The following is a 19,821-nucleotide window of genomic DNA, read 5'->3' on the forward strand; positions in this document are numbered from 1 at the left end:
CGCCAACCGGCTCAGTCGTCCTGAGCCGGGCCGGTTCCGGTGCTGCCGTCGAGCGGCAGCATCGGGGTGATTTCCGCCGCCTCGTAGAGCGCATCGACGCGCTGCTCGACCCGCTGTCGGGCCAGCGAACGGATGATGCCCTGTCGCACTTCGTCGAGCTCGGGGATTTCGTTCTCGCGGACGTCGCTGACCCGCACCGCCCGCCAGCCCTGCGGCGTCTGCAGCGGCATGGCCAGCACATCGCCCACCTCCGCCGTTGCGAGCAGAGTCGCCGCATCCGGCGGCAGCTGACTCAGATCGACCCAGAGCGGCTGGTCGACGGTCAGACCGAAGCCCCTGGCCTCCGCGGCCAGCTGATCGAAATCGGTCTCGCCGGCCTCGATCCGTTCCAGCGCCCGAAGCACGCCCTCCTGATTGGTGTAGATGATCGTTTCGATCTGGAACTGGCGATCGCCGGTGCGCTCGACCTGGGCGCGGTAGGCCGCCTCGATCTGTGCCTCGGTGACCGGATCCTCTTCGGCCAGCTGGCCGAAGTAGCGCATCTGCAGGGTTTCCAGGTCACGCAGGCGACGATGGGCGCGGACACGAGCCTCGTCGGCGAGCCCCGAGGCCTGCGCGGCGTTGGCGACGGCCTGGAGGCGGATCAACTCGTCCAGGGTTCGGCGCATGCCCTCCTCGTCGTCCTCGCTGATGCCGCGAGCTTCCATCGTGTACTCGAGCATCGGCAGGGTGATCGGCTCACCGTCGACCAGCACCAGGAGCACGTCGTCCTCGCTGATCAGCGGGTTCGAGGGACGCTCTTCGGAAGACTCGCCCTGACAAGCAACGAGCGCGAAGATAGAAATACAAATCAGTAATTTAAATTTCATTTTTCGAATAGGCCTCAATATTGAGCGCGTGGATTTCGGTCTGCATGAGCTCCCCCATCGCCGCGTAGACTCGACGGTGCCGGGCCAGACGAGGCAGCCCATGGAAGGCGTCAGCGACGATGCGCACGCGGAAATGACCGCGCCCGTCGCGCGCGCCGGGATGGCCGCGGTGCAGATGGGATTCGTCGATCACCTCGAGCTCGTCCGGCGCAAAGGCATCGCGCAGGCGCTGCTCGATCATGGCCACCCGTTGTTCGGTCAAGGCAGCACCTGCTTGAAGGGCTCGACCTCGGCGCCCGTCCAGGCGCCGACCTGGATGTAAGGATCCTGACCCGCCCATTCACGAGCGGCCGCCAGACTCTCGAATTCAGCCACCACCAGGGATCCGCTGAAGCCGGCAGGGCCCGGATCCTCCGCGTCGATGGCGGGCAAGGGTCCGGCGAGAATCAGGCGCCCTTCATCCAGCAGCACGCGCAGGCGCGCCAGATGCGCTTCGCGGGCGTTGCTGCGGCGACTCAGACTGTCTTCGGCATCGATGCCTCGGATCATGTAAAGCATGGCTCGGCCTCTGCGTGATCGGGGCCGGTATTGTACAGGTCGCCAAGCGGTCGGATAACGCGCTAAACTGGACGGCTTATGAGTGATGTCACCGACAGCCCGGTCAGCCAGGCGGAAATGCCCTTCGCGGTCGTTCAGGGCCAGCCCCTGCTGCGTCTGCCCGATGATCTGTACATTCCACCCGATGCCCTCGAAGTCTTCCTGGAAGCCTTCGAAGGACCACTGGACCTTCTGCTCTACCTGATCCGGCGCCAGAACCTCGACATCCTGGACATCCCGATCGCGGAAATCACCCGCCAGTACACCAGCTACATCGAAATGATGGCCGGCCTGAAACTGGAACTGGCCGCGGAGTATCTGGTCATGGCCGCCATTCTGGCCGAGATCAAGTCACGCATGCTTCTGCCCCGACCGGAGCCGGAAGAAGAGGACGAGGGCGATCCACGGGCCGAGCTCATCCGCCGCCTGCAGGAGTACGAGCGCTTCAAGCAGGCCGCCGAGGATCTCGACGAACTGCCACGCCTGGAGCGTGACCTGGCCGTGGCCTCTGCCGCAATCGAAGAACGGGGCCAGGTCCAGCTGCCGCCCGATGTCGACCTGAAGGAGATCCTTCTGGCCCTGCGCGACGTGATGGCCCGGGCGGAAATGCTGGCCCACCACCACGTTCAGGCCGAGCCTCTGTCGGTCCGCGAGCGGATGTCGCGCATCACCGATCTGGTCTCGAACCGACCCTATGTCGAGTTCGGAGACTGCTTCGATCTGGCCGAAGGTCGGATCGGCGCCGTGGTGACCTTTCTGGCGCTGCTCGAACTGCTGCGTGAGCACCTGATCGATCTGGTGCAGCAGGAGCTGTTCGGCAGCATCTACGTTCGCAGCCCGTCCCAGACCCGGGCATGAACCCGATCGCATCGAAACCATGGACATCGAATACCTGAAATCCGTTGTCGAAGGCGCCCTGCTGGCCGCCGGCGCCCCGCTGAGCCTCAATCAGCTCAACGCACTGTTTCCCGACGAGGAAAAGCCCGGCCATGGGCCGCTGAAGGAAGCGCTCGCCGCCCTCGACAGCGATCTCGAAGGCCGCGCCGTCGAGCTGACCGAAGTGGGCAGTGGCTACCGCATCCAGATCCGCAGCAAGCTGATGCCGGTCATCTCGCAGCTGTGGACGGAAAAACCGCCGCGCTACTCCCGCGCCCTGCTCGAAACCCTGGCGATCATCGCCTATCGGCAGCCGATCACCCGCGGCGACATCGAACAGATCCGCGGCGTGGCCGTCAGCTCGAACATCCTGCGCACCCTGCAGGAGCGAGAGTGGATCAAGGTGGTGGGCCACCGGGACGTGCCCGGCCGACCCGAACTGCTCGGCACGACCAAGAGTTTTCTGGATTACTTCAACCTCAAGTCCCTCGACGAGCTCCCGACCCTGGCCGAGATCAAGGACATCGACAACCTCGAACCGGAGCTGCAGCTGATCCACCCCAACCCGCCGAAGGCCGATGCGGAAACGGGTGGCGTATCGGAAGGGGACGGCGCTGCCGCGCCGGAAAATGAAGACGGCGAACCGTCGAGCGAGACACAGGATTCCGAACATGAAGCACCCGAAGTCGAAGAAGACCGCCCGGAAGAAGACCCGGAGAGCGACGACAGCCAGGCCGGCGCAGGAGACGAACGCGACGACGGGTCGGCGGACACGCCGCAGCCCGAAACCGGGCGCGACGACGAAGCCGAGCCTCGCCAGGACGGCAAGGACTGAGGCCCGCTACGAGGGCAACGAGCGCCTGCAGAAGGTCCTGGCCAATGCCGGTCTGGGGTCCCGCCGCGCCCTCGAGAAACGCATCGAGGCCGGTGAGGTCCGGGTCAATGGTCAGATCGCCAGCCTCGGCGCCGTGGTGGAGCAAGGCGACCGTGTCCAGCTCGATGGCCGAAGCTTCGAGATCGTCGCCATCGAAACCCCGGCCCAGACCCTGATCTACCACAAGCCGGAAGGCGAGGTGACCACGCGCAGCGACCCGGAAGGCCGTCGCACGATCTTCGATCGCCTGCCCCGCCCGGACCATGGCCGCTGGATCGCGATCGGCCGCCTCGATCTCAACACCGCCGGCCTGATCCTGTTGACCACCGACGGCGAACTGGCCAACCGGATGATGCATCCGTCCGGAAACGTCGACCGCGAATACCTGTGCCGCATTCGTGGGGAAGTCGACAACGAGCAATTGCAGACGCTGCTGCGGGGCGTTCAGCTCGAGGATGGCATGGCCTGTTTTTCGGACCTGGTCGTCGGTGAATCGACCAGCGGTCATACCTGGTACACGGTGACCATCATGGAAGGTCGGAACCGGGAAGTCCGCCGGCTCTGGGAAGCCGTCGGCGCCCAGGTCGCACGCCTGAAGCGCGTTCGCTTCGGCCCGGTATTCCTGCCGGCCAGGGTCAAGCCGGGTCAGTACGAGCGCCTGAAGCCGGCCGATCACCGCATTCTCAGGGAAGACGTCGGCCTGAAGGGAAGAAGCCTGAGCCTGAGCGCGGTCCCTGCCTGAGGGAGCGCTCCGAGGCCGCTTTCAGGGGCTGTAGATCGTCTGCCCCGATCGTGCGTAACGATCCAGCACCTCCGCGGCCTCGCTTCGCAGCACCCCGGTGGTGACCGAAATCCCGCGGGCCGCCAGCTTGTCGGCCCAGGCCTCCGGACGATCCCCTTCATCGAAGCCTGCCGCCTCGGCGTCGGCCTTGCTGGCGCCGCAAAGCACCGAGCGCACCCCGGACCAGGGGATGGCGCCCAGGCACATGGCGCAGGGCTCACAGGAAGTGACCAGCTCAACTGGCCCGAGGCCGCCATCGTCCAGATTCCAGCTGGCCAGGGTCTGCTGGGCCAGGCTCAAGGCAACGATTTCCGCATGCGCCGACGAACAGTGGGCCGGCTCGACCCGGTTGACGCCCAGCGCGATGACCTGCCCCGAGTCCTGCGCCACGACGACGGCACCGAAAGGTCCACCGGTACGCTCGACGACGTTCTGGCGCGACAGACTGATCGCCACGCTCATTCGTTCTTCCGGCCCCGACAAGCACTCCGGCAGCTGCTGGCGGAAATTCCGCACCCAGGCCGGCAGTTCGATGCGCAGGCTGTCGGCCTGTTTCATACCACGCTCCTCTGACGAACCGCCTCGAACAGGCCGATACCCGCGGCCACCGAGACATTGAGACTCTCCATCGCACCCGGCATCGGGATGCGGACCAGTTGATCGCAGCGTTCGCGGGTCAGCCGCCGCAGGCCGCGATCCTCGCCGCCCATCACCAGGGCCAAGGGGCCTGTCAGATCGGCGTCATAGAGACTGAGTTCCGTTTCTCCAGCCAGTCCGACGCGGAACAGGCCATGATCGGCCAGTCGATCCAGGGTACGGGCCAGATTGGTGACCACGGCCAGTGGGATCCGCTCGGCCGCACCGGCCGCAGCGCGTCGCACCACCGGGCTCAGGCCCGCGGCCCGGTCCTTGGGCACGACCACGGCGCAGGCGCCGGCGGCCAGGGCCGAGCGCAGGCAGGCGCCGAGGTTGTGCGGATCCTGCACATTGTCCAGCACCAGCAGCAGGGCCTCCCTGCCCTCGGCGTCGACGAGTTCCAGCAGCTCCGACTCATCGATCGCCTGGCGGGCCTGGAATTCGGCGATCACCCCCTGATGGCGAACGCCCCCGGCCCGACGGTCCAGAGCGCGCTCGTCCACCCACTCGATCGGCACGGACGCGGCCTGCAGGCGCTCGGTCAGGGCATCGAGGCGAGCGTTGCCGCGCTTGGCCCAGACGCGGACGATACGCTCGGGTGCGGCCTGCACCAGGCCTTCGACCGCATTGATGCCCATCGCCAACTCACGCTTCATCGGCTGGACTCGGCCAAGGAAAGATCGATCTTGCGTTCATCGATATTGACCTGTGCCACGCTGACCCGTACCCGATCGGCCAGGCTGAAGCGGCGCCCATGCCGCTTGCCGAGCAGGCTGTGGCTGATCGGATCGAAGTTGTAGTAGTCATTGGGCATGGCGGTGACATGAACCAGGCCGCTGACGCCGAACTCGGGCAATTCGACAAACAGGCCGAAGCTGGTTACCCCCGTCACGATGCCGTTGAATTCATCGCCGATATGACGCTGCATGAACTGGCACTTCAGGCGCTCATCCACATCGCGGGAGGCATCCTCCGCGCGTCGTTCCGTCCAGGAGCAGTGGCGCCCCAACTCCACCATTCCCGAGTGCGAGTAGCCGAAGCGGCTCGGGTCCAGCTTGCGGCAGAGGTGCTTGATGGCCCGATGCAGGAGCAGGTCCGGATAGCGTCGGATCGGCGAGGTGAAATGCGCGTAGTTCTTCAGTGCCAGGCCGAAGTGCCCCTCGTTCTCGGGCTGGTAGACGGCCAGGCTGAGGCTGCGCAGCAGCACGGCATTGACCAGATGCTCGTTGTCCGAGCCTGCCACTCGAGCCTGGATGGCGGCGATCTGTGAGGGTTCGGGATGGTCGGACCAACTGACCGGCAGGCCCTGGCCGCGCAGGAATTCTTCCAGGCTCTCCAGCTTGTCGGCCGGCGGCGGCGCGTGCACCCGGTAGAGCATGGGCAAGCCGGCACTGCCGACGAAGCGCGCCGCCTCGACATTGGCCAGGATCATGCACTCTTCGATCAGCCGATGCGCATCGTGGCGATGCCTGGGCCGGATGTCTTCCACCTTGCCCTCGGCATCGAACTGGAAGTAGACATCGCTGGATTCGAAATCGAGCGCGCCACGGCGCTGGCGGCGCTTGCTCAGCAGCCGATAGACCTCGTAGAGCGCGTCCAGGCTCGGCAAGGCATGGGCAAAACGCTCGCGCAGCGCCGCATCGCCACCGACCATCATCTGCTGGACCTGATCGTAGGTCAGGCGGGCCTGAGAGCGCATCACGCCCTCGTAGAAACGGCTGGACCGGACCTTGCCCTTCTCGTCGAGCTGCATGTCGCAGACCGTGCACAGGCGGTCCTCGTCCGGCCGCAGGGAGCACAGGCCGTTCGACAGTGCCTCGGGCAGCATCGGCAGCACGCGATCGGGAAAATAGACCGACGTCCCCCGCAGCTTCGCTTCCGTGTCGAGGGCGTCGCCGGGGTGCACGTACTCGGCCACGTCGGCGATGGCCACGATCAGACGGAAACCCTGGCGGCTCGGTTCGGCAAAGACCGCATCATCGAAATCACGAGCGTCGGCGCCGTCGATCGTCACCAGGGGCAGATCGCGCAGGTCCTTGCGCCTGCCGGCGATCTCCGGATCGATGCGATCACCGTAGGCCTTGGCCTGCGCCAGGACCGGATCGGGGAATTCGTCGGGCAGGCCATGTCCGAAGATCGCGATATCGGTGGCCATGCCGGGCTCGTCGGCGTGTCCGAGTACGCGGATGATTTCACCCACCGGCGCCCGTTCCCGGGTCGGTGGCTTTTCGATGCGGGCGACCACGATCTGCCCCGGCGTGGCCTCGCCGACCCGTTCCAGCGGGATCAGGATGTCCTGGGTCAAGCGGGGATCGTCGGGCACGACCACCGCCACCCCGGATTCCAGCAACAGGCGACCGACCACCTGGCGATGCGCGCGCTCGACCACCTCGACGATACCGCCCTCGCGGCGACCGCGACGGTCGACCCCGGTGACGGCGGCCAGTACCTGGTCGCCGTGGAAGACCTGTCGCATCTGCTTGGGCGAAAGATACAGATCCTCGCTGCCATCGTCGGGGATGACGAATCCGAAACCATCCGAGTGCGCGCTGATCCGACCTCGCACCAGATCCATGTCCGCGGCGAGGCCATAGGCCGCCCGGCGGTTGCGAACCACTTCACCGCGAGCGATCAAGTCGTTCAGTACGGGCTTGAGCCTGGCATCGGACTGCTCCTTGTCGAGGCCGAGCATGTCGGACAGGCGTCGGCGGGTCAGTGGATGGCCAGCCTCACGCAGTAGCGCGCGCACCTGGTCGGGCTCGATCGATCGGCGATCCTTGCTGGTCATGGAACACTTGTTGCTCTGAATGGTCGGAGGAGCATTGTATGTCCTCCGGCTTGACCTTGTAATCGCGGGCCGGATAATGGCCCGCTGATGAAGGACTGCAGGACCTGATGCTTCGACCCAGCCTCATATTTTTTCGCATCGTTCGATCGTCGGCCCTGGCCCTGAGCCTGGCCCTGGTCGCGACGGGCTGCGCGCTGCATGGAGCCCGGCCGCTGGCCGAGGCCGAGCCGCAGGCGACCGCCCCACCCGTCCCACCCTATTACCTGCGCGCCCACCTCGATGACCCCTTCGAGCAGATCGATCGGGCGATCCGCCGCGTCGGCACGGCGGTCCGGCCCACAGCAGCGGAGGAGGCCGAGGCCGTCGATCTCTGGCAACGCGTCGTCGACCGCTTCGAGTTCGCCGAGTGCCCGGCCGACAGTCGCGCCGAACAGTGGGCGTTCTGGTTCGGCGAACGACACGACTACCTCGCTCGGGTGATGGATCGCGCGCACCCGTGGCTGCACGACATCGCCAGCGAACTGGAACGGCGGGACCTACCCGGCGAGCTCGCTCTGCTGCCGATCGTCGAGAGCGCCTACGATCCCTTTGCCTATTCCCACGGTCAGGCCGCGGGTGCCTGGCAGTTCGTCGCCCCGACCGCTCGCGAATACGGACTGGAGATCAACGAGTTCTACGATGGCCGGCGCGACGTCTACGCCGCCACACGAGCTGCCCTGACCTACCTGGCCACCTTGAACCAGCGCTTCGATGGCGACTGGAACCTTGCCCTGGCGGCCTACAACGGTGGCCAGGGGCGAGTACGACGCGCCATCCGCCGCAACCGTAATCGAGGACGTTCGATCGAATGGGCCGACCTGCCACTCCCGCGGGAGACCCTGGCCTATGTTCCCAAACTGCATGGCCTGGGCTGCCTGTTCCGCGAGCCCCAGCGCTATGGATGGGAGCGACCGATCTGGCCGGATCGGCCCCAGGTGGCCCGTATCGAGCTGCCCGGCCCGATCGACGTGGTCAATCTGGCCGTGGAGGCCGAACTCGACCTCACCGAAATCGTGGCCTTGAACGCCGGCCTGAGCCGGCATCTGACCTCGCCGACCGGCCCGCATCACCTGATCGTGCCGCAGGACGCCGCCGAGCGCGTCCACACCGCCCTGCCCCGCCTGAACGCGGCCGAGCTGATCAGCTGGCAGGAGGTCGAAGTCCAGCGGGGAGATACCCTGTCCGAACTTGCCCAGCGCCACTCGACCAGCATCCGCGCCTTGCGCGAGGCGAACGATCTCGACGGCGACTTCCTGCGCGCCGGCCAGCGCCTGCGCCTGCCCCAGGCCGGACGCCAACCGGCGGATTCACCTCATGCCGCGCTCTACCAGGAGCTGGCCAGCCTGCAGGAACGTCTGCTGCCGACCCGACGCTTCCGTCATGTCGTGCGTCCCGGCGAAAGCCTGTGGGTGATCGCGCGACGCTATTCGGTCGGCGTCGACGAGATTCGCCGCTGGAACGGTCTCGGCTCATCCTCTCTGATCCGACCGGGTCAGCGCCTGATGATCGAGATGGATGGCCCGGCCTCACCGAGCCGCACGCGCTCCTACACGGTCCGCAGCGGAGACTCCCTCTGGACGATCGCACGGCGCCACCGGGTTTCGCTCGCTGACCTGATGCGCTGGAACGGGCTCGATGAATCGAGCGTCCTGCGGCCCGGTCAGACCCTGACCATCAATCGGGGCAGCTGATGCCCTCACCTGATCTGGATAGCACCATGAAAGCACTCCTTCTCATGCTCACGCTGCTGCTCGCAGGCCACGTCAGCAGCACATCGGCCGCCCCCGTCCGCCTCGACGGAGAGATCGTCCAGGGCGCCCTGGTCTTCGGTCAGGCGCCCGTCGGCTCGAGGGTCGAGCTGGACGGTGAGGCCCTGATGGTCTCCGAAGGCCATTTCGTGTTCGGATTCGGTCGCGACGAGACTCAGGCCCGGGAGCTCACGGTGTTCCTGCCCGACGGTGAGCGATGGCAGCGATCTCTGCAGCCGGCAGAGCGTGAATTCCGGATCGAGCGAGTGGACGGCCTGAATCAGAACCATGTCACACCGCCGCCGGAGGTCTACGAGCGCATCCGCCAGGATGCCGCCCTGACCCGGCAGGCGCGAACCCTCAGGGATGCGCGCACGGATTGGCTCGACGGCTGGATCTGGCCCGCGCAGGGTCGGATTTCCGGCGTCTACGGCAGTCAGCGGATTCTCAACGGCGAGCCCCGCAACCCGCATTGGGGGCTGGACATCGCTGCACCCACCGGCACTCTGGTCGTCGCCCCCGCTGGCGGACTGGTCACCCTGGCCGAGGACGATCTGTACTATTCCGGTGGCACCCTGTTCATCGACCATGGCCATGGCCTGGTCTCGGCCTTTCTGCACCTGGACGAACTGTTGGTCGAGGTCGGAGAACGCGTCGAGCAGGGCCAGCAGATCGCGCGCATTGGCGCCACGGGACGTGCGACCGGCCCGCACCTGGACTGGCGCATCAACATCGGTCCGGTCCGTGTCGACCCGCAGCTGCTGCTCGAAGCGGCCGCACCATGAGCGCCCCGCGACTAGGCAGTAGCCTGGCGGTGGCGCTGCTGCTCGCCGCTTGTGCGGCCGCCCCCGAACGCCCGAGGGGCGGCGGCCCGGACGCCGGCAGCCCTGCCCTGCGCGCACTGGCCAGCAGCCTGACCGGCGACTATGCCACCAGCGCTTCGGAAGCCGATCGTCCCCTCGGACTGAGCATCGGCGCCGATCCTCTGATCGGCAAGGCGCCGCTGGTCCTGACCCTGACCCAGCAGGGCGAGACGACGCGTCGTTTCCGCCTGGCCATCGAACACGATCCACAGAACCAGCCGCCCTGGCGCGGCGAACTGGCGCCCCTCGGCCCGGATGGCGGGATCATCTCCCGCTGTCCGCTCAAGGTACAACGCACCCAGGACGCTCTGAATCTGCAGACCGAGCCCGACAGCTGCGCCTTCGGCGAAGGTTCGCAGCGAGTGTCTCTGCTCAAGGAGTTCCATTTCGAGGCCGGCCAGGTCCGCATCGGTGACCGCTTGTTGCCGGAAGGCGCGGAGACTGGCTCGACGCCGGCACAGGTTCACGTCTTCTACCGCCTGCTTCGCTTCAGCGGCTGGGCCGGGGTTCGGGAGGGGGAACGTTGGCGCATCAGCCGCAATCTGGTCCTGCACAGCGCCGACGGACGGCTGCGTCCCGCCGACGCGGCCGGCATGGACCTGGGCTTCGAAATCGAACTGGACCGCTACCGGATCAACGATGAAGGGCCGATGCTGCTGCGCCTGAGCGTGCACGACATCGATGACGGCAGCACGCTGGCCAGGGCATGGGCAGACGGCCGCTCTCGGCAGATCGGCATCGCACTGCCGGATCTGCAGGTGGGACTCGACCGCATCGACTGAAGCACCCAGGTGCCAGCGGGCGGGGCCGCTGGCAGCCTTGATGGCGCTTACTCGGCCCAGGCCGAGGGGTGACCGTCGATCGGCTCGTAGCCGCCCTCGACCCCCTTGGTGACAATGCTGACGGCGTTGTGCGGGTGCAGGCTCTCGAAGTGCGAGCAACGCGCCCAGAAGTCGAGCACACGATCGCGGGATTCCAGGGCCGCCTGGACTCGACGCGCCGCATCCTCGCAGAACATCAGATTCTGACCGTTGAGCAAGGCGAAGGCCTGCTCGTCTTCCCGCTTGACCGCTGCCTGAACCGGCGTCTTGAGCGCATCCTCGATCGCATCGATCATTTCGACGAAGGGGAAGGCTTCGTAGCTCGGCGAGAGCTGCAGCCGGACATCGGCAGCGCTGCGCTGGCTGTGCGGGGTGGCCACGATGCCCTGCTCCGAACCCAGCCAGTCGACCACGGCCTGTGGATCCAGGCTGTCCTGGCCGGCGAAGTCCTTGCGGAACTGATCCTGAATCAGCTGCCGGGCCAGCGCGGCCGAACATGGACAGGTCGACGAATAGATCACCTGATAGGCCATCTCGAGCTCGAAGTTCTTGCCCTGGAGGCTGGCGATCAGACTGAAGGGATAGCGCTTCCAGCCCGAGTTGTCGCTGACCAGGGACTTCCGCTTGATCAGGTAGTCGAAGTCGATCCGAACCATCGCCTGGGTACTCAGGCCTTCATGAGACCCGAGGAAGTCCTTCAGCACGCGACGAAGGGTCAGCGGTGTCAGGGTCTGCTCGCCGAGCGTCCGATCCAGATGGAGATAGAGCCGGGACATGTGGATGCCACGCGTGTCGGGCTCGTCCAGGTCGACGAAGGCACTGATTCGAGCCGTTGTCTGCACCGGATGGCCGCCACCCGTGTCGAGCAGCAAGGGCATCTCGATGTGGTTCATGCCCACCCAGTCGAGTCGACCGGCCACCTGGGCCTTGGCGTGGCTGGCAATGTCCGGCATTTCGGCCGTCTTGGTCGGTTTGGTCATGGGCACCATCATTCTCCGCAGCTGTTCCTAGAGGCAGCACCATGCTGCCGACTGCGGTATTAGATCGTTCGAGAATAAATGAAACGTGAGCAGGCTGCCTCGGGCAGTGTCTGTCATGCGTTGGAATGCCTTGAAAATGGTCGGAGCGGGGAGATTCGAACTCCCGACCCCCACAACCCCATTGTGGTGCGCTACCAGGCTGCGCTACGCTCCGACCGACAAACCGGGGATTTGAAAACAGACAAGACCGCTATTGTAGCCTCAGCGTCGCAGAACGTGAAGGATATCTTCCAGTTCCGTGCGCATCTGGCGCACCAGCTGCTGGCTGAGCGCGACGTCGTCCTGCGCCTTTTCGCCCTCGAGGCGCTGACGCGCGCCGAGGATCGTGAAGCCCTGCTCGTGCAGCAAGCTTCGGATCTGGCGAATCATCAGGACGTCGTGGCGCTGGTAATAGCGACGGTTGCCGCGCCGTTTGACCGGCTTGAGCTGCGGAAATTCCTGCTCCCAATAGCGCAGAACGTGCGGTTTGACGGCGCACAGCTCGCTGACTTCACCAATCGTGAAGTAGCGCTTTGCCGGGATAGGAGGTAGCTCCTGATTACTCCCCGGATCCAGCATAGGCTTCTACCCTCGCTCTGAGCTTCTGTCCCGGTTTGAAGGTCACCACGCGGCGAGCGGAAATGGGGATTTCCTCTCCCGTCTTGGGATTACGACCGGGCCGCTGATTCTTGTCCCTCAGCTGAAAGTTGCCGAAACCGGAAAGCTTGACGTGATCGCCGGACTCCAGAGCGCCACGAATCGCTTCGAACCAGGCATCGACGAATTCCTTCGCCTCACGCTTGTTCAGGCCCACCTCGTCGAACAGCGTGGCCGCCAGGTCCGCTTTGGTCAGTGACATCCCCTTCAACCTCTCAGTTTGGCGTCGAACCGTGCGTCCAGACCCTCGACCACCTTGGCTGTGAGGTCGTCCACATCGGAGTCCTTAAGAGTGCGCGAAACATCACGAATAATCAAGCCCATAGATAGACTTCTGGACCCGCTTTCGACACCCGGACCACGATACTGGTCAAAAATGATGCACTTCTCGACCATCGAACCGGCCAGTTCACGCACGGCCCCGACCAGATCGGCCGCCGGCACGCTGTCCTTCACGACCAGGGAAAGATCACGCCGTACGGCGGGCACGCGACTCAGGCCCCGGAATTCCGGCAGGCGTTTCCTCGACAGCCGATCGGCATCGAGTTCGGCCACGAAGGCCGTCTGTGCCCAATCCAGCCGCTCGACCAGGGCCGGGTGCAATTGACCCAGCCAGCCGACCTGTTCACCGTCCAGCAGGACCTCCGCCGCCTGACCCGGATGCAGCCAGCTGTGCGCGGACGGCTGGAAACTCAACGCGCCGGCCACGGCATTGAGTTCGACCAGATGTTCGATCTCACCCTTGAGGTCGAAGAAATCGAGAGCGCGCGCCTTGCCGCTGAAGTGCTCGGCGCGGCTGGCACCGGTCATCAACAGGCCCAGACGCTGGGTCTCGACCAGGCCCTCCTCGCCGCGACGGAAGCAGTGCCCCAGCTCGAACAGACGGAAGTCCGCGTGCTGACGACGCAGATTCGCACCGGCGGTGTTCAGCAGGCCGGGCAGCAGACTGGTACGAAGTACGGCCATGTCCCGATTCAAGGGGTTGGCCAGTGCCTGGGCACCCTCGAGCAGGTCCAGGCGCTCCAGTTCGCTTTCACCGACAAAACTCCAGGTCAGGATCTCCTGGAAACCACGGGCGGCGATCTGATGACGAAGGCGCTGCTCCGGCAGCTCGGATTCCGAGGCCACATGAATGCTGAGACCGCCACCGGGACGACGCGTCGGCAGGCGATCGTAGCCGTAGACGCGGGCGACTTCTTCGATCAGATCGGCCTCAATCTCGATATCTCGACGGGCACTCGGAGCGATCGCCGTCAGCGTGTCGCCGTCGGTGTCGACCCGCATGCCGAGGCGCTCCAGCAGTTCACCGGCCTCGCTGGCCGAGAACTCGCTGCCCAGCAGTCGATTCAGCGCCGGCACGCGCATCCTGACGGGCTGGCTGTCGGGCCTGTGCGCGGCCTCGACGGTCGAGACCAGGGGACCCGCCTGCCCTCCGGCGATGTCCAGGATCAGGGCTGTCGCCCGCTCGCAGGCCAGTTCCTGCAGCTTCGGATCCACACCACGCTCGAAGCGATGCGCAGACTCGGTGGCAAGACCCAGACGGCGGGCGCGGCCGATGATGGCCTCGGGATTGAACCAGGCCGATTCGAGCAGCACATCGACCGTGTCCTCCTCGACCATCGAACCTTCGCCGCCCATGATTCCGGCCAGGGCCAGCGGGCCCTCATGGTCGGTAATCAGAAGCATGTCCTCGTCCAGCTCGATGTCCCGACCGTCCAGCAGGGTCATGCCCTCGCCGGCCTCGGCGCGCCGGACCCGGATGCCACCGTTGACGCGCGACAGGTCGAAGGCGTGCATCGGCTGACCCAGCTCCAGCAGCACGTAGTTGGTGACGTCGACCACCGGCCCCAGACTGCGGATTCCGCTGCGCCGCAGTGCCTCGACCATCCACAGGGGCGTTTCCGCCCCGGCATCGATGCCACGGATGATGCGGCCGACATAGACCGGGCAGTCCTCGGGGGCGAGCAATTCGATGTCGGGGCGGTCTTCGATGGCGGCGGGGACCGGTGCCATTGTCGGCGGCTGCTGAGGCACGCCGGTCAGCGCGGATAGCTCGCGCGCGAGACCGCGCACGGACAGGGCATCGGCGCGGTTAGGCGTCAGATCGATATCCAGCACATGATCGTCCAGGCCCAGCGCCTCGGTCAGCGGTGCGCCGGTCGGGACGTCCGCCGGAAGCTCCATCAGTCCGGCACCGTCTTCGCCCAGGCCCAGCTCCGGCTCCGAGCAGAGCATGCCCTCGGAGCGAATGCCGCGCAGCTTGGCCGGCTTGATCTTCAGCCCGCCGGGCAGCGTGGTCCCGAGCGTGGCCAGCGGGGCCTTCAAGCCCAGGCGCGCATTCGGTGCACCACAGACGATGGTGCGTTCTTCGGAATCACCCTGGACGCGGCAGACCCGCAGGCGATCGGCGTCGGGATGGGGCTCGATGGCGACAATTTCACCGACAACGACCCCATCGAGGGGCGGTGCAACGGCAGCGACTTCATCGACCTCCAGACCGGCCAGCGTGAAACGCTCGGCCACTGCCTGCGCATCGAGTTCAACCGGCACCCAGGACTTCAACCAGCGATAGCTGACCTTCAAGACAACCTCCTAGAATCTTTGCGACCTTGTTCATGCCCATTGCCGGGCGCGCGCCCGTCAAGGGCGTATTGATCGCTATCTGAACTGGCGCAGGAAGTTCAGATCATTTTCAAAAAACAGTCGTAAGTCATTGACTCGATAGCGCAACATCGCGAAACGCTCGACCCCAAGACCGAAGGCATAACCGGTGTAGCGCTCGGCATCGATGCCGCAGTTGGTCAATACGTTCGGGTGCACCATGCCGCAGCCGAGCACCTCCAGCCAGCGCCCGGCACTGCCGTCCGCGTTGCGCCAACGCACGTCCACCTCGGCCGAGGGCTCGGTGAACGGGAAATAGGAAGGACGCAGGCGCACTTCGAGATCGTCCTCGAAGAAGGCATTGACGAAATCGGCCAGCAGGCCCTTCAAGTCTGCAAAACTGACGTTCTCGTCGACCAGCAGACCCTCGACCTGGTGGAACTGGGGCGTGTGCGTCTGATCGGAATCGGAGCGAAAGACGCGTCCCGGCGCCACGATGCGAACCGGCGGCTCGACCCGCTTCATGGTACGAATCTGCACCGGCGAGGTGTGCGTGCGAAGCAGATGACCATCCGGCAGATAGAAGGTGTCGTGCATCGCACGTGCCGGGTGATGCTCCGGGAAATTCAGCGCTTCGAAGTTGTGGTAGTCGTCTTCTACCTCGGGGCCCGTTTCCACGGCGAAACCCAGCTGGTTGAAGATCGCCAGAATGCGGTCCAGGGCCCGGCTGACCGGGTGCGGACCTCCGGCTTCGATGCGCCGACCCGGCAGGCTGATATCGATGCGTTCGGATTCGAGCCGGGCGTTGAGTTCGATCTCCCGCAGTGCGTCGACCCGAGCCTCGATGGCCTGTGCCAGCTGCTGCTTGGCCTCGTTGACGGCCTGGCCGGCCTCTCGACGCTCGTCGGGCGGGAGCTGACCCAGCTGCTTGAGCTGATCGGTCAATGCACCCTTCTTGCCGAGATAGCGCACCCGGACCTCGTCCAGGGTGCGCCGGTCGCCGGCCTGATCAATCAGTTCGAGGGCCTCGGCGACGAGGCCCTCCAGCGGCGTTGTGCTCATGAGCGCCTCAGGCCAGGCTGGCCTGGGCTTTCTCGGCCAATGCCTTGAAGGCGGCCTTGTCGTGAACGGCCAGATCGGCCAGGACCTTGCGGTCGATTTCCACTTCGGCGCGCTTCAGGCCGTTGATGAAACGGCTGTAGGACATGCCGTTCTCGCGGGCAGCCGCATTGATGCGTGCGATCCACAGGCTGCGGAAATCACGCTTGCGCTGGCGACGATCGCGGTAGCTGTACTGGCCTGCCTTGATGACGGCCTGCTTGGCAACGCGATAGACCTTGCGACGGGCGCCATAGTAGCCCTTCGCGCGATTGAGCACCTTGCGGTGGCGGCGGCGTGCAACGACGCCTCGTTTTACTCGTGCCATGTTCGGACTCCTTCCTTACAGCTTGGGCAACATCTGGCGAATCGACTTCTCGTCGGATTTCGCCACCAGAACGGTCGAGCGCAGGCGACGCTTGCGCTTGGTGTCCTTCTTGGTGAGGATGTGGCTGTGGAAGGCGCGCTTGCGCTTGATGCGCCCGCTGCCCGTGGCCCGGAAGCGCTTGGCGGCGCCCCGGTTGCTCTTCATCTTCGGCATTGTCGTCTCCTTGTTTTCAAGGCTTGTGTCACCATCCTGCAGCGCCCTTGCGCGTGCCGTCGCGCTCGGAACTTTTGCGGCTGCAGTCAGGCTCGTTTTCGAGCGTCCGGTCAAAAACCCCGAAGCGCTCCACCCCCGGCGTCATGCGCCGGAAATCTTCAATTCGTCTGCCGACCGCCCCTCTCGGAGAGCGCTCGGCAGCGCTTGTTCAGGTCTTCTTCGGCGCCAGCATCATCACCATCTGGCGGCCTTCCATCCGCGGATACTGTTCCACGGTGATCTCGTCAGCCATATCGGCCTCGACGCGCTTGAGCAGGTCACGACCCAGCTCCTGGTGCGCCATTTCGCGACCCCTGAAACGCAGGGTCACCTTGACCTTGTTGCCTTCTTCGATGAAGCGGCGAAGGTTGCGCATTTTCACGTCGTAGTCATGGTCATCGGTTCCGGGACGGAACTTGATTTCCTTGACCTGGATCTGCTTCTGCTTCTTGCGCGCGGCCTGAGCCTTCTTCTGCGCCTCGAAGCGAAACTTGCCCCAGTCCATGATCCGGCATACCGGCGGATCGGCCTGCGGCGCGATTTCTACAAGGTCCATGCCCTCTTCTTCGGCACGGGCCAATGCGTCCCTGATTCCCATGACGCCGATCTGGTCACCCTCGGACCCCACCACGCGCACTTTCGGTGCCGTAATGTCCTCATTGCGTCGGGTCTGCTTATCGTTGGCGATGAGTGCTGCTCCTTAGAAATTTACGAAATCCTGAACAAGCCGTTAATTATCGCTCAAAGCGCTGCGCTGCGCTACCTCTTCGCGCAGGCGCGCGGCCAGCTCGTCCACGCTCATGGTTCCGAGGTCGGTGCCGTCGCGACGGCGCACGGCGACCTGGCGGTTCTCGACCTCGCGGTCGCCGACCACCAGCAGGTACGGAATCTTCTCCAGCGTCCGGCTGCGGATCTTGTAGCCGATCTTCTCGTTGCGCAGGTCGGTTTCCACGCGCAGGCCTGCTGTCTGCAGGGCTTCGGCCACCTCACGCACGTAATCCGCCTGGGCATCGGTGATGTTCATCACCACACCCTGGACCGGGGCCAGCCAGAGCGGCAGATCACCTGCGTAATGCTCGAGCAGCACGCCGATGAAGCGCTCGACCGAGCCGAGGATCGCGCGATGCAGCATTACCGGCACCTGACGCTCGCCGTGCTCATCCACGTAGCTTGCGCCGAGTCGACCCGGCATCGAGAAGTCGACCTGCACCGTGCCGCACTGCCAGACCCGGCCGATGCAGTCGGTCAGGGAGAACTCGATCTTCGGCCCGTAGAAGGCGCCCTCGCCCGGCTGCAGCTGATATTCGATGCCGGCCGACTCGAGGGCTTCGGCCAGGGCTTTCTCGGCCTTGTCCCAGACCTCGTCGGAGCCGACACGCTGCTCCGGCCGCGTCGAGAGCTTGACCGCGACGTCGGTAAAACCGAAATCGCGGTAGACATCGAAGACCAGCTCGTTGAAGGCCGTCACCTCGTCGCGGATCTGATCCTCGGTACAGAAGATATGCGCATCATCCTGAACGAAATTGCGCACCCGCATCAGTCCGTGCAGGGATCCGGAGGGCTCGTTGCGGTGGCAGGACCCGAACTCGGCCATGCGCAGCGGCAGATCGCGGTAGCTCTTGAGGCCCTGGTTGAAGACCTGGACGTGACAGGGGCAGTTCATCGGCTTGACGGCGTAGACCCGGTCTTCGGAGCTGGTGATGAACATGTCGTCCTGGAAGTTTTCCCAGTGCCCCGACTTTTCCCACAGGCTGCGATCGACCACGGAAGGCGTATGCACTTCTTCGTAGCCGGCCTTGCGCAGGCGTTCGCGAATGTAGTTCTGGATTTCCAGATAGATGCGCCAGCCACGATCGTGCCAGAACACCATGCCGGGAGCCTCGGGCTGGGTGTGGAACAGACCCAGCTGCGCGCCGATCTTGCGGTGATCCCGCTTTTCGGCCTCTTCCAGTCGCTTCAGATACTGCTTGAGCGCCTTCTTGTCGCTCCAGGCCGTGCCGTAGATGCGCTGCAGCATCTCGTTGTCGGAATTGCCGCGCCAGTAGGCGCCGGCCAGCTTGGTGAGCTTGAAGGCTCCCAGCTTGCCCGTCGACGGGATGTGCGGACCGCGGCAGAGGTCGATGAAGTCGCCCTGGCGATAGAGCGAGATCGTTTCGCCGGCCGGGATATCGGAAATGATCTCGGCCTTGTAGTCCTCACCCTGATCGCGGAAGAAGCGGATGGCATCATCGCGATCCATCACCTCACGGAAGACGGGAATATCCTCTTCGACGATCTTGTTCATCTCGGCCTCGATGGCCTCGATGTCCTCCGGCTTGAAGGGCTTGTCCCGGGCGAAATCGTAGTAGAAGCCATGCTCGATGACCGGACCGATGGTGACCTGAGTCTCCGGGAACAGACGCTTGACCGCCTGCGCCATCAGATGGGCGGTCGAGTGACGGATCAGATCGACCCCCTCCTCGTCCCGGCCCGTGATGATGCGCAGTTCGGCGTCATGGTCGATTTCGTGCGAGGCATCCACCAGGGCGCCATCGACCTCACCGGCCAGGGTGGCCTTGGCCAGACCCGGGCCGATCGACTCGGCCACCTGGTGAACGGTCACCGGCGATTCGAAACTCTTGATGCTGCCATCGGGAAGCGTGATCTGGATCATGGGTTGCGCGACTTTATCGGCCTTCGGCGAATCAGACCGCGAATTATAGAAAAACCGGCCGCGGATTACTTGAATACCTGAACTCGATGGCATCGGGACTGCACATCAAGCCAGAAGCAAGAAGAAAGCCCCCTTCCCAAGGTTTCTCGGGCGCGAGAACGGCGGTGGCGCGCGGAGCGCAGGAACCGCAGTTCACGAAACAGTAAATGAGGATTCCGAGTACCTAACGACGCCGCCGTTCACGATTCCTGAGCTCGCCAGGGGAAATTCCCTTCCCAGGGTTTCTCGGGTGCGGGAACGGTGGTGGCGCGCGGAGCGCAG

The 19,821-nt window shown here is 65.0% G+C and carries 21 protein-coding genes and 1 tRNA gene; 6 read left to right on the forward strand and 16 right to left on the reverse strand.

The genetic code is table 11. The features are described 5' to 3' along the window. Nucleotides 1–11 precede the first annotated feature (11 nt). The 3 genes from WM2015_RS08365 to WM2015_RS08375 are packed head-to-tail and all read right to left on the reverse strand — an operon-like array spanning nt 12 to nt 1,427. Nucleotides 12–869, reverse strand: coding sequence for a peptidyl-prolyl cis-trans isomerase (locus WM2015_RS08365; protein WP_156201009.1), 858 nt, complete (start codon nt 867–869; stop codon nt 12–14). After that, the gene (locus WM2015_RS08370) at nt 859–1,110 is read right to left on the reverse strand and encodes a BolA family protein (RefSeq protein WP_049727027.1); all 252 of its coding nucleotides are present in this window, start codon (nt 1,108–1,110) and stop codon (nt 859–861) included. The genes WM2015_RS08365 and WM2015_RS08370 overlap by 11 nt, the downstream gene beginning before the upstream one ends. A 17-nt stretch (nt 1,111–1,127) precedes the next feature. Then, nucleotides 1,128–1,427 carry a YciI family protein gene (locus tag WM2015_RS08375; protein ID WP_049725617.1) on the reverse strand — a complete coding sequence of 100 codons (300 nt, stop codon included), beginning with the start codon at nt 1,425–1,427 and terminating at the stop codon, nt 1,128–1,130. Between the two features lie 78 nt (nt 1,428–1,505). Here WM2015_RS08375 and WM2015_RS08380 point away from each other — a divergent pair, with 78 nt between their 5' ends. The 3 genes from WM2015_RS08380 to WM2015_RS08390 are packed head-to-tail and all read left to right on the forward strand — an operon-like array spanning nt 1,506 to nt 3,958. Beyond that, entirely contained in the window at nt 1,506–2,324 is an 819-nt protein-coding gene (locus WM2015_RS08380; RefSeq protein ID WP_049725618.1) for a segregation and condensation protein A, read from the forward strand. Nucleotides 2,325–2,343: 19 nt separating this feature from the next. Beyond that, nucleotides 2,344–3,177 carry an SMC-Scp complex subunit ScpB gene (scpB, locus tag WM2015_RS16225; RefSeq protein WP_082169571.1) on the forward strand — a complete coding sequence of 278 codons (834 nt, stop codon included), beginning with the start codon at nt 2,344–2,346 and terminating at the stop codon, nt 3,175–3,177. 25 nt (nt 3,178–3,202) lie between these two features. Next, entirely contained in the window at nt 3,203–3,958 is a 756-nt protein-coding gene (locus WM2015_RS08390; protein ID WP_311550684.1) for a pseudouridine synthase, read from the forward strand. 21 nt (nt 3,959–3,979) lie between these two features. Here the strand turns inward: WM2015_RS08390 and WM2015_RS08395 are convergent, their stop codons facing one another. Genes WM2015_RS08395 through rnr form a run of 3 tightly spaced genes read right to left on the reverse strand, consistent with a single transcriptional unit; the run spans nt 3,980 to nt 7,421 of the window. Next, nucleotides 3,980–4,555 (reverse strand): nucleoside deaminase, encoded by a 576-nt coding sequence (locus tag WM2015_RS08395; protein WP_049725620.1) that lies wholly within the window; start codon nt 4,553–4,555, stop codon nt 3,980–3,982. After that, on the reverse strand, nt 4,552–5,289 hold the full coding sequence (gene rlmB, locus WM2015_RS08400) for a 23S rRNA (guanosine(2251)-2'-O)-methyltransferase RlmB (RefSeq protein WP_049725621.1): 738 nt from the start codon (nt 5,287–5,289) through the stop codon (nt 4,552–4,554). Before rlmB ends, WM2015_RS08395 begins: the two co-directional genes overlap by 4 nt. After that, entirely contained in the window at nt 5,286–7,421 is a 2,136-nt protein-coding gene (gene rnr, locus WM2015_RS08405) for a ribonuclease R (RefSeq protein WP_049725622.1), read from the reverse strand. Before rnr ends, rlmB begins: the two co-directional genes overlap by 4 nt. Nucleotides 7,422–7,528: 107 nt before the next feature. On the opposite strand from rnr, the gene WM2015_RS08410 reads away from it, so the two are divergent. The 3 genes from WM2015_RS08410 to WM2015_RS08420 are packed head-to-tail and all read left to right on the forward strand — an operon-like array spanning nt 7,529 to nt 10,853. Next, nucleotides 7,529–9,151, forward strand: a complete 1,623-nt coding sequence (locus WM2015_RS08410) for a lytic transglycosylase (protein WP_049725623.1) — start codon at nt 7,529–7,531, stop codon at nt 9,149–9,151. A gap of 26 nt (nt 9,152–9,177) precedes the next feature. Then, a complete protein-coding gene (locus WM2015_RS08415; protein ID WP_049727028.1) occupies nt 9,178–9,993 on the forward strand; it encodes a M23 family metallopeptidase in 816 nt (271 codons plus the stop codon). After that, nucleotides 9,990–10,853 carry a hypothetical protein gene (locus tag WM2015_RS08420; RefSeq protein WP_156201011.1) on the forward strand — a complete coding sequence of 288 codons (864 nt, stop codon included), beginning with the start codon at nt 9,990–9,992 and terminating at the stop codon, nt 10,851–10,853. The genes WM2015_RS08415 and WM2015_RS08420 overlap by 4 nt, the downstream gene beginning before the upstream one ends. Before the next feature lie 47 nt (nt 10,854–10,900). Here the strand turns inward: WM2015_RS08420 and folE2 are convergent, their stop codons facing one another. The 10 genes from folE2 to thrS form a co-directional block, all read right to left on the reverse strand. Then, nucleotides 10,901–11,872 (reverse strand): GTP cyclohydrolase FolE2, encoded by a 972-nt coding sequence (gene folE2, locus WM2015_RS08425; protein WP_049727029.1) that lies wholly within the window; start codon nt 11,870–11,872, stop codon nt 10,901–10,903. Nucleotides 11,873–12,009: 137 nt separating this feature from the next. Beyond that, nucleotides 12,010–12,086 (reverse strand) — tRNA-Pro (locus WM2015_RS08430). Nucleotides 12,087–12,133: 47 nt separating this feature from the next. Then, complete coding sequence (locus WM2015_RS08435; protein ID WP_049725625.1) at nt 12,134–12,490, reverse strand: MerR family transcriptional regulator; 357 nt, start codon at nt 12,488–12,490, stop codon at nt 12,134–12,136. Further along, complete coding sequence (locus WM2015_RS08440; protein ID WP_049725626.1) at nt 12,471–12,770, reverse strand: integration host factor subunit alpha; 300 nt, start codon at nt 12,768–12,770, stop codon at nt 12,471–12,473. Before WM2015_RS08440 ends, WM2015_RS08435 begins: the two co-directional genes overlap by 20 nt. Nucleotides 12,771–12,775: 5 nt before the next feature. Continuing rightward, complete coding sequence (gene pheT / locus WM2015_RS08445) at nt 12,776–15,151, reverse strand: phenylalanine--tRNA ligase subunit beta (protein ID WP_049725627.1); 2,376 nt, start codon at nt 15,149–15,151, stop codon at nt 12,776–12,778. Between the two features lie 75 nt (nt 15,152–15,226). After that, nucleotides 15,227–16,231 carry a phenylalanine--tRNA ligase subunit alpha gene (pheS, locus tag WM2015_RS08450; RefSeq protein ID WP_049725628.1) on the reverse strand — a complete coding sequence of 335 codons (1,005 nt, stop codon included), beginning with the start codon at nt 16,229–16,231 and terminating at the stop codon, nt 15,227–15,229. 7 nt (nt 16,232–16,238) lie between these two features. Continuing rightward, nucleotides 16,239–16,595, reverse strand: coding sequence for a 50S ribosomal protein L20 (gene rplT, locus WM2015_RS08455; RefSeq protein ID WP_049725629.1), 357 nt, complete (start codon nt 16,593–16,595; stop codon nt 16,239–16,241). Between the two features lie 15 nt (nt 16,596–16,610). Next, complete coding sequence (rpmI, locus tag WM2015_RS08460; RefSeq protein ID WP_049725630.1) at nt 16,611–16,808, reverse strand: 50S ribosomal protein L35; 198 nt, start codon at nt 16,806–16,808, stop codon at nt 16,611–16,613. A gap of 208 nt (nt 16,809–17,016) precedes the next feature. After that, nucleotides 17,017–17,535 (reverse strand): translation initiation factor IF-3, encoded by a 519-nt coding sequence (infC, locus tag WM2015_RS08465; RefSeq protein ID WP_082169573.1) that lies wholly within the window; start codon nt 17,533–17,535, stop codon nt 17,017–17,019. Between the two features lie 42 nt (nt 17,536–17,577). Then, nucleotides 17,578–19,500, reverse strand: coding sequence for a threonine--tRNA ligase (gene thrS / locus WM2015_RS08470; RefSeq protein WP_049725631.1), 1,923 nt, complete (start codon nt 19,498–19,500; stop codon nt 17,578–17,580). Between the last annotated feature and the right edge of the window lie 321 nt (nt 19,501–19,821).

It is taken from the genome of Wenzhouxiangella marina (assembly GCF_001187785.1).
Classification (GTDB): domain Bacteria; phylum Pseudomonadota; class Gammaproteobacteria; order Xanthomonadales; family Wenzhouxiangellaceae; genus Wenzhouxiangella; species Wenzhouxiangella marina.

Coding starts and splice junctions, on each gene's coding strand:
- WM2015_RS08365 (WP_156201009.1), bottom strand. CDS start 869: ATGAAATTTAAATTACTGATTTGTATTTCTATCTTCGCGCTCGTTGCT.
- WM2015_RS08370 (WP_049727027.1), bottom strand. CDS start 1,110: ATGATCGAGCAGCGCCTGCGCGATGCCTTTGCGCCGGACGAGCTCGAG.
- WM2015_RS08375 (WP_049725617.1), bottom strand. CDS start 1,427: ATGCTTTACATGATCCGAGGCATCGATGCCGAAGACAGTCTGAGTCGC.
- WM2015_RS08380 (WP_049725618.1), top strand. CDS start 1,506: ATGAGTGATGTCACCGACAGCCCGGTCAGCCAGGCGGAAATGCCCTTC.
- scpB (WP_082169571.1), top strand. CDS start 2,344: ATGGACATCGAATACCTGAAATCCGTTGTCGAAGGCGCCCTGCTGGCC.
- WM2015_RS08395 (WP_049725620.1), bottom strand. CDS start 4,555: ATGAAACAGGCCGACAGCCTGCGCATCGAACTGCCGGCCTGGGTGCGG.
- rlmB (WP_049725621.1), bottom strand. CDS start 5,289: ATGAAGCGTGAGTTGGCGATGGGCATCAATGCGGTCGAAGGCCTGGTG.
- rnr (WP_049725622.1), bottom strand. CDS start 7,421: ATGACCAGCAAGGATCGCCGATCGATCGAGCCCGACCAGGTGCGCGCG.
- WM2015_RS08410 (WP_049725623.1), top strand. CDS start 7,529: ATGCTTCGACCCAGCCTCATATTTTTTCGCATCGTTCGATCGTCGGCC.
- WM2015_RS08415 (WP_049727028.1), top strand. CDS start 9,178: ATGAAAGCACTCCTTCTCATGCTCACGCTGCTGCTCGCAGGCCACGTC.
- WM2015_RS08420 (WP_156201011.1), top strand. CDS start 9,990: ATGAGCGCCCCGCGACTAGGCAGTAGCCTGGCGGTGGCGCTGCTGCTC.
- folE2 (WP_049727029.1), bottom strand. CDS start 11,872: ATGACCAAACCGACCAAGACGGCCGAAATGCCGGACATTGCCAGCCAC.
- WM2015_RS08435 (WP_049725625.1), bottom strand. CDS start 12,490: ATGCTGGATCCGGGGAGTAATCAGGAGCTACCTCCTATCCCGGCAAAG.
- WM2015_RS08440 (WP_049725626.1), bottom strand. CDS start 12,770: ATGTCACTGACCAAAGCGGACCTGGCGGCCACGCTGTTCGACGAGGTG.
- pheS (WP_049725628.1), bottom strand. CDS start 16,231: ATGAGCACAACGCCGCTGGAGGGCCTCGTCGCCGAGGCCCTCGAACTG.
- rplT (WP_049725629.1), bottom strand. CDS start 16,595: ATGGCACGAGTAAAACGAGGCGTCGTTGCACGCCGCCGCCACCGCAAG.
- rpmI (WP_049725630.1), bottom strand. CDS start 16,808: ATGCCGAAGATGAAGAGCAACCGGGGCGCCGCCAAGCGCTTCCGGGCC.
- thrS (WP_049725631.1), bottom strand. CDS start 19,500: ATGATCCAGATCACGCTTCCCGATGGCAGCATCAAGAGTTTCGAATCG.